This window comes from Streptomyces sp. NPDC050211, from assembly GCF_040656035.1.
Lineage (GTDB): Bacteria > Actinomycetota > Actinomycetes > Streptomycetales > Streptomycetaceae > Streptomyces.
In genome coordinates, this window is sequence record NZ_JBFALC010000024.1 from 115,940 (window position 1) to 125,109 (window position 9,170).

At 71.1% G+C, this 9,170-nt stretch carries 7 protein-coding genes; 2 read left to right on the forward strand and 5 right to left on the reverse strand.

All coding sequences use genetic code 11. The features are described from left to right. Positions 1 to 19 precede the first annotated feature (19 nt). The 4 genes from AB0I98_RS23950 to AB0I98_RS23965 all read right to left on the reverse strand — a co-directional run bounded on the left by AB0I98_RS23950 (position 20) and on the right by AB0I98_RS23965 (position 4,831). Entirely contained in the window at positions 20 to 1,480 is a 1,461-nt protein-coding gene (locus AB0I98_RS23950) for a sialidase family protein (protein ID WP_362944897.1), read from the reverse strand. 105 nt (positions 1,481 to 1,585) lie between these two features. After that, complete coding sequence (gene glgC / locus AB0I98_RS23955; protein WP_362944899.1) at positions 1,586 to 2,806, reverse strand: glucose-1-phosphate adenylyltransferase; 1,221 nt, start codon at positions 2,804 to 2,806, stop codon at positions 1,586 to 1,588. Positions 2,807 to 2,886: 80 nt separating this feature from the next. After that, positions 2,887 to 4,038, reverse strand: coding sequence for a glycogen synthase (glgA, locus tag AB0I98_RS23960; RefSeq protein WP_362944901.1), 1,152 nt, complete (start codon positions 4,036 to 4,038; stop codon positions 2,887 to 2,889). Between the two features lie 37 nt (positions 4,039 to 4,075). After that, positions 4,076 to 4,831: a (2Fe-2S)-binding protein gene (locus tag AB0I98_RS23965; protein WP_362944903.1), complete on the reverse strand. Its 756-nt coding sequence runs from the start codon at positions 4,829 to 4,831 to the stop codon at positions 4,076 to 4,078. 210 nt (positions 4,832 to 5,041) lie between these two features. On the opposite strand from AB0I98_RS23965, the gene AB0I98_RS23970 reads away from it, so the two are divergent. Further along, entirely contained in the window at positions 5,042 to 6,145 is a 1,104-nt protein-coding gene (locus tag AB0I98_RS23970) for a DMT family transporter (RefSeq protein ID WP_362944905.1), read from the forward strand. Here the strand turns inward: AB0I98_RS23970 and AB0I98_RS23975 are convergent. Continuing rightward, positions 6,135 to 7,313 (reverse strand): transglycosylase family protein, encoded by a 1,179-nt coding sequence (locus AB0I98_RS23975; RefSeq protein WP_362944907.1) that lies wholly within the window; start codon positions 7,311 to 7,313, stop codon positions 6,135 to 6,137. The two genes, AB0I98_RS23970 and AB0I98_RS23975, sit on opposite strands and share 11 nt — an antisense overlap. A 300-nt stretch (positions 7,314 to 7,613) precedes the next feature. Between AB0I98_RS23975 and gndA the strand changes: the two genes are divergently transcribed. Beyond that, complete coding sequence (gndA, locus tag AB0I98_RS23980; protein WP_362944909.1) at positions 7,614 to 9,053, forward strand: NADP-dependent phosphogluconate dehydrogenase; 1,440 nt, start codon at positions 7,614 to 7,616, stop codon at positions 9,051 to 9,053. Positions 9,054 to 9,170 lie beyond the last annotated feature (117 nt).

Consider the following 9,170-nt stretch of genomic DNA (forward strand, 5'->3'; position numbering starts at 1 on the left):
GGGGAGGCGGGCCGTTGGATCAGCGCACCCTCACGGCATGCACGGCGGCACGGCCCGGTGTGTCCGGTGCGGCCCACGCGGCCATGAACCCGCCCTTGTCGGCGACCAGGCCCATCTGCTCGCCCAGGAAATATCCGCGGGGACTGGCCTCGTCGGGGATGCGGGGCGCCCGGCGCATGTCGAAGGAGGTCGGGGTCAGCCGCGTCTCCCGCCAAGTCGCCCTGTCCGAGGCACAATCGGCGGCCTGCGGGCTGCACCGGACCAGCCAGCGGTCGGTCAGCAGTGACGTGCCCGCGTCGTTACGGCGGAAGTCGGAGTACGAAACGGCAACGGTTCCGCCGCGACCGACGGCCAGGGTCACGGTGAAGGCCTGCTGGTTCAGCGCGGGGATGTCGGTCGGCGTCCGGTTCACCCGAACCGGCTCGGACCAGGTGCGCCCGCCGTCGTCGGAGGAGGCCAGCGCCACCGAGTCGGCGTCGCCGTCGCCGAACCGCGCGTCCTGCCACGCCGCGTAGATCCTGCCCGTGCGCCGGTCGACCGCGGTGTCCGCCAGCAGGCTGGTGGTGTGCGAGACCTGCTCACCCGACTCCGGGTCCTGGAACAGCCACCTGGTCCGCTGGTCGGCCACCTTCACGGGTGCGGACCAGGTCCGGCCACCGTCGATGGACCGTACGGCCTGCAGGGTGAGCCGACTGGCGATGGGACCCTCGCCGAAGCGGACGCGGGAGTGGACATCGACCAGCGTGCCGTCGTCGAGCACGGTCAGCCGATGCCCGGAGACCAGGTGCCCGTCCCCGGCGTCGACGACCGGCGTCGCCGGCTGCCAGCTGCGTCCGCCGTCCGTACTGCGGCTGATCCAGCCGTCGTTGCGGGTCCGCGCCTGGGACGGGAACCTCGGCGTCACCACGTACAGGACGTCGGGATCGCGCCGGTCCGCGACCGCCGGTCCACCGCCGACGCCGCCCTGTTCCGGGTCGGTCTCCTGGACGATCACCGCGGGGCGGGTCCAGGTGCGTCCTCCGTCGTCGGAGCGGGCCGAGACAGCCGCGCTGGCGGACCCGTCGGCCATGAAGAGGCCGCCCGTCACCAGGAGCGCACCGTCACCGGTGAAGGTCACGGCCGGGCTGTCCACGTAGTCGTACGTGCCGCCCGAACACCTCGTCAGATTCGGTACGACGGTCCGGCTCCAAGTGCGTCCGCCGTCGCCGCTGACGGCGAGGACCACACCTCGTTGGCGGTCCTGGGGCCAGACGGCAGCCAGACGGCCGGCGTCGTGCGGATCGACGGCGAGCTGCGGCTCGATGGCTCCGTCGGCCATCTTGCCGTCCACCGCCCCGGGCGCGCAGTCGGTGAAGGGATTCCCCCCGGAAAGACGCTGTGGTTCGGGAGTCGGGGCGGCGGAGGTGGTGCCGGTCAGGGTGAGTAACGGGAACGCCGCAGCGGCGAGGACGGTCGTGGCACTGCGCAGGGCGCGATACATCAGGTGCTCCTTCCGGACGATGGGGCCCCATCGTCCGGAGTCGGCTCCGCGCTGTCGTCGTACGCGGGGCGACGCCGCCCGTACCTCCCCGGGAGTAGCGCGGGCCTACGACACCAACTGCCCCTTCCCCAATGCGATCACCCCGCCCTTGGACACCGTGTACAGCTCCGCGTCCCGGTCCGGGTTGACGCCGATCGTCGCGCCCGGCGGCACCTCGACGTTCTTGTCCAGCACCGCGCCACGGACGACCGCGCCCCGGCCTATGTGGACGTTGTCGTGCAGCACCGAGCCCTGGACGACCGCTCCCGGGTCGACCACGACACCCGGCGACAGCACGGACCGCGTGACCTGCCCGCGGATCAGGCATCCGGCGCTGATGATGGACTCCCCCGCGATGCCGCCCGCGTTGAAGCGGGCCGGGGAGAGCTGGCCGGAGTGGGTGTAGATGGGCCACTGGCGGTTGTAGAGGTTGAAGGCGGGGCGCTCGGCGATCAGGTCCATGTGGGCGTCGTAGTAGGCGTCGAGCGTGCCGACGTCGCGCCAGTAGCCCTGGTCGCGGGTGGTCTCGCCGGGGACGTGGTTCTCGCTGAAGTCGTACAGCTGGGCCTCGCCGCGGTCGGTGAGCTGCGGCAGGATCGAACCGCCCATGTCGTGCACGGAGTTGCGGTCCTCGGAGTCCCGCTGGAGCGCCTCGATGAGGGCCTTGGTGGTGAAGATGTAGTTGCCCATCGAGGCGAAGACGGACTCCGGGTCGTCCGGCAGGCCCGGCGGGTCGGCGGGCTTCTCCAGGAACTGCTCCACGGTACGGCCGTCGGATGCGGAGCTGATCACGCCGAAGGACGACGACTCGCTGCGCGGGACGCGTATCCCGGCCACCGTCACACCCGCGCCGTTCTCGATGTGCTGGGCCAGCATCTGGCGCGGGTCCATGCGGTACACATGATCGGCGCCGAACACCGCCACGTACTCGGGACGTTCGTCGTAGATGAGGTTCAGCGACTGGAGGATCGCGTCCGCGCTGCCCAGGAACCAGCGCGGGCCGAGCCGCTGCTGGGCCGGGACGGGGGTGACGTAGTTGCCGAGCAGGCTGGACATCCGCCAGGTGGTGGTGATGTGCCGGTCCAGCGAGTGCGACTTGTACTGCGTCAGGACGCAGATGCGCAGGATGTCACCGTTGACGAGGTTGGACAGAACGAAGTCGACGAGGCGGTATGTGCCGCCGAAGGTGACCGCGGGTTTGGCGCGGTCGGCGGTCAGGGGCATCAGACGCTTGCCTTCTCCACCCGCCAGTACGATGCCGAGCACCGAAGGTCCGCCACGCCGCATGGCCTCTCCCCTCACCGTGGTTGACCATGATGTGCCCTTGCCGACAGGCCACTAAGCCTGATCGAGGATCTTCCGCGGTCCTACCCCTGTTTGAGGATCTCCCGGTAAAGCCGGACCGTCCTGCGGGCGACCGCGTCCCAGCCGAACTCCCCGACCGCACGCTCCCGTCCGGCCTCGCCCATGCGCGCGGCCTTCTCCGGGTCGGCGAGCACCGCGTCCAGGGCGCCGGCCAGGTCCGCCTCGAAGGACGCCTCGGTGTCCACCAGCAGACCGGTCACCCCGTGCTCCACGACCTCCGGGATGCCGCCGACTCGGGAGGCCACGACGGGAGTTCCGCAGGCCATCGCCTCAAGGTTGACGATGCCGAGGGGTTCGTACACCGAGGGGCAGACGAACACGGCCGCGTGGGTGAGGAGTTGGATCACGTCGGCGCGCGGCAGCATCTGCGGGATCCAGTGCACGCCCTCCCGGACGCTGCTGAGCTCCTGGAACAGGTCGCGGAACTCCTGGTCGATCTCCGGAGTGTCGGGGGCGCCGGCGCACAGCACGACCTGCGCGGCGGGGTCGATGTGCCGTGCCGCGCGCAGCAGATGGGGCACGCCCTTCTGGCGGGTGATACGGCCGACGAACAGGACGTACGGGCGGTCGGGGTCGAGGCCGATCCGGGTGAGGGCCTCGGTGCCGTGGTCCGGGCGGTAGAGGGCCGTGTCGATGCCGTTGTGGACGACGTGGACCTTCGCCGGGTCCAGCGTGGGATAGCAGCCGAGGATGTCCTCGCGCATGGCTCCGGATACGGCGATCACCGCGTCGGCGGCCTCGATCGCGGTGCGCTCGGCCCAGCTCGACAGGGCGTATCCGCCGCCGAGTTGCTCGGCCTTCCAGGGGCGCAGCGGCTCCAGGGAGTGGGCGGTCATCACATGCGGGATGCCGTACAGGAGCTTGCCGAGATGGCCGGCGAGGTTGGCGTACCAGGTGTGGGAGTGGACGAGTTCGCGGCCTTCGAGGGCGGCGGTCATGGCGAGGTCGACGGAGAAGGTGCGCAGCGCGTCGTTGGCGGTGTCGAGGCCGGACCAGGGGCGGTGCCGCAGCACGCCCTCCGCGCGGCCCTCGCCCCAGCAGTGCACGTCCAGGTCGACGAGGTCGCGCAACTCCCGTGCGAGGAACTCGACATGGACGCCCGCGCCGCCGTACACATCCGGGGGGTACTCCCGGGTCAGCAGTCCCACTCGCACCCGCAACCCCCTGTCTCAGCGCCCGGCCCCTTCATGGTCACCCAGATGTGGCGCCCGGGGAAGAGCGCGGGGGTCGTGTGAAGCAACAGTCGCCGCAGACGCCTCCGCCGGGCACGCGGTAGTAGAGGCAGCAGCTGCGGCGCCGGAACGCGGTGCCGGTGAGGGTTCCGGTGCCCGCGAGCCGGGGGTGGCCGAGAAGCGCCGTGGTCAGGGTGCGGGCCCGGGCGGCGGCTTCGGGGCGGCCGTTGGTCCGCGCCCAGAGGTCGAGTTGCCGGGCCGCTCCCGCCAGTGCGGAGGCGGCGTTGCCCCACAACAGGCCGGTGGCGACGCGGTGACGGGTGTGCAGGGCCGCGGTCAGCGGTTCCAGGTGGGCGTGGAGCACGGTGTCGGCGAGGGTCGCCGCGTCCGCGGGCAGCGGGCGCACCTCCGTCAGCCAGAGGTCGTCGGGGGCGCTGCCGTCGGGGTCCCAGCGCAGCAGCCGCGCGTCGAGGTCGGGGACCCGGCCGTACAGGGCAGCGCAGCCGAGCGCCGCCGACCACAGCCGGGACGCGAGCCCCTGCTGGGCCACGGAGGCAGCGATCCGCGGCTCTGGGGCGTGCAGGGCGTGGGCGACCTTGTGGATGCGGAAATTCAGGGAATCCCGGTAAACATCCGAGGCTGCTTCGGCGTACGTCTCCGCGAGTGTCGGCGGTGGCCGATGCGGCACTCCTGTGGTGCGTAGTACGAAGAAGCCGCCGAGCGGGCGGAGCGCGGCGAGATCGGGGTCGAGTTCCACGAAGAGCAGTAGTACCAAGGCCCGTAGGGGGCGCCACCAGGGGGTCCGTGAGGGGTGTCACCCGCCTGAGGGAGGACGGAGGTCCGGTCGTACTCCATCGGCAGTAGGACTCAATGAGTGCTCAGGTACGACGACGGGAAGGGTTTTTCGCGGCATCGTGTTGGCTATGGAAGACGACCGATCGCCGCGTCGGGCCCCGGGCCCCCGCCTCACGCAGAGGAGCAGCTCATGAGTGCCCTCGCGTTGTCCGTGGTGCTGTCGCTGATCTCCGCTGTGGCGTACGCGGGCGGGGCGATCGTGCAGGAGCGCGTGGCGGAGTCCTCCCCCGACTACGCGCCCCTGCGCCGGCCGAGCTGGTGGGCGGCGGTGGCGCTGAACGGCCTCGGCGGTCTGCTGCACGTGGTGGCCCTGGCGTACGGACCGCTGAGCGTGGTCCAGCCGTTGGGCGCCCTGACCATCGTGTTCGCGCTGCCGATGGCGGCGATGTTCGTGGGCCGCAAGGCCGGGGCGACCGCCTGGCGGGGCGCGATCATGGCGACGGTCGGACTCGCGGGTCTCCTCTCTCTGGTCGGCACCGCCGACACGCAGTCGCTGGATTCCGCCTCGCGGGCCGGCGTGGCCGTGGTCACCGCGGGTGCGGTGGTGGCGCTGATGATCGCGGGCCGGGCGGCGCACCGGCATCCGGCGGTGCGCAGCGTGCTGCTGGCCACGGCGTCCGGCATAGCCTTCGGCATGTCCTCGGTGTTCACCAAGACGGTCGCGGTCGACTGGAGCGGCGGCGCCACGGCGGCGGACCTGCCGTCCCTGGCCACCATCGGCGTCTTCGCGACGGCCGGACTGATGCTCTCCCAGGCCTCCTACCGCGGCGCCGGACTCGCGGCCCCGCTGGCCACCCTGACGGTCGTGAACCCCGTCCTGGCGGCGGCGGTCGGCATCACGATGTTCGGCGAAACCTTCCGCTACGGCACGACGGGCACCGCGCTCGCCCTGAGCTGCGGCGTCGTGGCGGCGGGCGGGCTGATCCTGCTGACGACGGAGCGGATCGGGCGGACGCAGCAGGAAGCCGCACCCGCGGCCGCACCGGCGCCCGTCGAGGAACTGCTCGCCCAGCACTCCGGCGACTCCCCCGAAGCCGTCAAGGAGCTTCTCGAGCAGCCCGCCGCCGAGCTCCCGGCGGAGGCCCTGGTCGCGACGCAGGCGTCGGCGCCGGACCTCGAGAAGGAGGAGCAGCCGCACGCCGATGTGCCCCCGCTGCTGTACGGCCCCCTCTACATCGGCCCGTACATCCCGAGGCCGGTCCTGGACCGGCACCGCACCCGAATCAAATCCTGACGCCACCGGCCCGGAGGTACGCCACCGGGTCGATGTCCGTGCCGAAACCGGGCCCCGTCCGCACCTCGAAGTGCAGATGCGGGCCCGTGCTGTTGCCCGTGGACCCGGAGCGGCCGATGCGCTGTCCGGCGCCTACGCCCTGCCCGGTCTTAACGGAGATCGCCGAGAGGTGCGCGTACTGGGAGTAGCGGCCGTCGGCGTGCCGGATCACCACCTGGTAGCCGAAGGAGCCGTCCCAGCCGGCGCTGACCACCCGCCCGTCCGCGACGGCCTTCACGGAGGTCCCGGTGGGGACGGCGAAGTCGACGCCCGTGTGATAGCCCAAGGACCAGGCGGAGCCCGCTTTGTGGTACGGCGTACCGGTCGCGGCGCTCACGGGCGCGACGAGGCCGCGTTTGGATGTCTCCGTCTTGGGCTTGCTCTCCGGGGCTTTCCGGTCCGGGGCCTTGCTGTCGGAGGCTTTGCTGTCCGAGGCGGGTGCCTTGGGTGCCGGCTCGACCGTCGTCCTCGTCGTCGTGGCCGCCTTGCCGCGCAGGCTGAGCCGCTGGCCGGGCAGGATCAGGTCGGGGTCCGCGCCGATGGTCTTCCGGTTGGCGGCGTAGAGCCCGCGCCAACCGCCGCGTACGTCCTGCTTGTCGGCGATCCCGGAGAGGGTGTCGCCCCTGAGGACGGTGTACATCTCGGCGGTGCCCGCCCGGGACTGGGGCGTGCTCTGCGGCTGGACGTCGGCCAGGGAACTCTTGGTGGTGCGCGGGGCCGTGCCGCCCGGGCTGATGTCGGGGGTGTCGCCGCCCCGGGTCAACCCGGCCTTGACCGAGCACGTCGGCCAGGCGCCGGGCCCCTGACCGTCGAGCACCTTCTCGGCTATGGCTATCTGCTGGTCCTTGGTGGCCAGATCCGCGCGCGGAGCGTACCGGGTGCCGCCGAAGGCCTCCCAGGTCGACTGCGCGAACTGCAGTCCGCCGTAGTAGCCGTTGCCGGTGTTGATGCTCCAGTTGCTGGTCGACTCGCAGGCGGCGACCTTGTTCCAGGTGTCGACGTCCGCGGCGTTCGCCGTACCGGTACCGATGAGCGGTATCGCCATTCCGGCGCTGCCCGCCGTGACGGTGAGTGAGGCGCGGTTGATCCTGTTCGGCTGATACCGGCGGTGCCGGCCGCGTACGGCCATGAAAGCCCCCTCGACATGCGTCAGGAGGGCCAAAAGTAAGCGCCGCGAACAGGCCATGACAAGACAGCAATCAGCCGCTTGGTCACACCAAGTGGCGAGGAATCGGCGCCTGTTGATCCACCGTCCGGGGCGGCTGAGTGCGGCGGCCCGTTCTGTGCGTATGTGCCTGCGCGACATCGCCGCGTCGCGGCATCCGGGTGTGCGGTCGGCGTACCGGCACGTCAGGGTGGACGATGGGGCAATACTGGCGGGCATGCAGGACCGGCACCGCTGCTATCGAGGTCACTAGGAGCCAACGCAATGAGCAATTCAGCCCAGATCGGCGTCACGGGTCTCGCGGTCATGGGCCGCAACCTCGCCCGTAACTTCGCGCGCAACGGCTACACGGTCGCGGTGCACAACAGGACGTCGGCGCGGACGCACGCCCTGGTCGAGGAGTTCGGGAGTGAGGGCGACTTCGTCGCGGCCGAGACCGCGAAGGAGTTCGTGGCGGCGCTGGAGCGGCCGCGCCGGCTGGTCATCATGGTCAAGGCCGGTGAGCCGACGGACGCGGTGATCCAGGAGTTCGCCCCGCTCCTGGAGCCCGGCGACATGATCATCGACGGTGGCAACGCGCACTTCGCCGACACCCGCCGCCGCGAACGCGACCTGCGCGAGCAGGGCATCCACTTCGTCGGCATGGGCGTCTCCGGCGGCGAGGAGGGCGCGCTGCACGGACCGAGCATCATGCCGGGCGGCCCGAAGGAGTCGTACGACTCACTGGGCCCGATGCTCGAGAAGATCTCCGCGAAGGCCGCCGACGGGGCTCCCTGTGTCACGCACGTCGGTCCCGACGGCGCCGGTCACTTCGTCAAGATGGTGCACAACGGCATCGAGTACGCCGACATGCAGCTGATCGGCGAGGCGTATCAGCTGCTGCGCGATGTCGCCGGGTACTCGCCCGCGCAGATCGCGGAGATCTTCCGCACCTGGAACACCGGGCGGCTGGACTCGTACCTGATCGAGATCACGGCCGAGGTGCTGTCGCACGTGGACGCGGCGACGGGCGAGCCGTTCGTGGATGTGGTGGTGGACCAGGCGGAGCAGAAGGGCACGGGGCGGTGGACCGTGCAGATCGCGCTCGACCTGGGTGTCCCGGTGTCGGGTATCGCCGAGGCCGTCTTCGCTCGGTCGCTGTCCGGGCACGAGGCGCTCCGCGAGGCGTCACGCGGGCTGTCCGGGCCGAAGGCATCGCCGCTGAGCGAGGCGGAGGCCGGGGCCTTTGCCGACCGGGTGGAGCAGGCCTTGTACGCCTCGAAGATCGTGTCGTACACGCAGGGCTTCCATCAGATCGATGCGGCGCGCGACGAGTACGGCTGGGACATCGACCTCGGTGCCGTCGCCTCCATCTGGCGCGGTGGCTGCATTATTCGCGCGGCGTTCCTGGATCGTATTCGTGCGGCGTATGACGCGCGGGCCGATCTGCCGAGTCTGCTGTCGGACGCCACGTTCGCGCAGGAGATCGGGGCGGCGCAGGACGACTGGCGTGAGGTGATTGTTGCTGCGACGCGGCAGGGGGTGCCTACGCCCGGTTTCTCTGCGGCCCTCGCGTACTACGACGCGCTGCGTGCGGAGCGGTTGCCTGCGGCGCTTACGCAGGGGCAGCGGGACTTCTTTGGGGCTCACACGTATCGGCGGACCGATCGGGAGGGGTCGTTCCACACGTTGTGGGGTGGGGACCGGTCTGAGGTTTCTGGCTAGTCGGTCGGGGGGTTCGGTTCGCTCGCGGGTGCGGGTGCGTGGGGGCTGGTCGCGCCCACGCGGCGGAGCCGCAAATCGATACAGCCCCGCGCCCCTATGGGGCGCGTTGTGGTGGGC

What these genes read in the sequence shown, in the direction of transcription:
- gndA (WP_362944909.1), top strand. Translation starts at nt 7,614, where the DNA reads ATGAGCAATTCAGCCCAGATCGGCGTCACGGGTCTCGCGGTCATGGGC.
- AB0I98_RS23970 (WP_362944905.1), top strand. Translation starts at nt 5,042, where the DNA reads ATGAGTGCCCTCGCGTTGTCCGTGGTGCTGTCGCTGATCTCCGCTGTG.
- glgC (WP_362944899.1), bottom strand. Translation starts at nt 2,806, where the DNA reads ATGCGGCGTGGCGGACCTTCGGTGCTCGGCATCGTACTGGCGGGTGGA.
- AB0I98_RS23950 (WP_362944897.1), bottom strand. Translation starts at nt 1,480, where the DNA reads ATGTATCGCGCCCTGCGCAGTGCCACGACCGTCCTCGCCGCTGCGGCG.
- AB0I98_RS23975 (WP_362944907.1), bottom strand. Translation starts at nt 7,313, where the DNA reads ATGGCCGTACGCGGCCGGCACCGCCGGTATCAGCCGAACAGGATCAAC.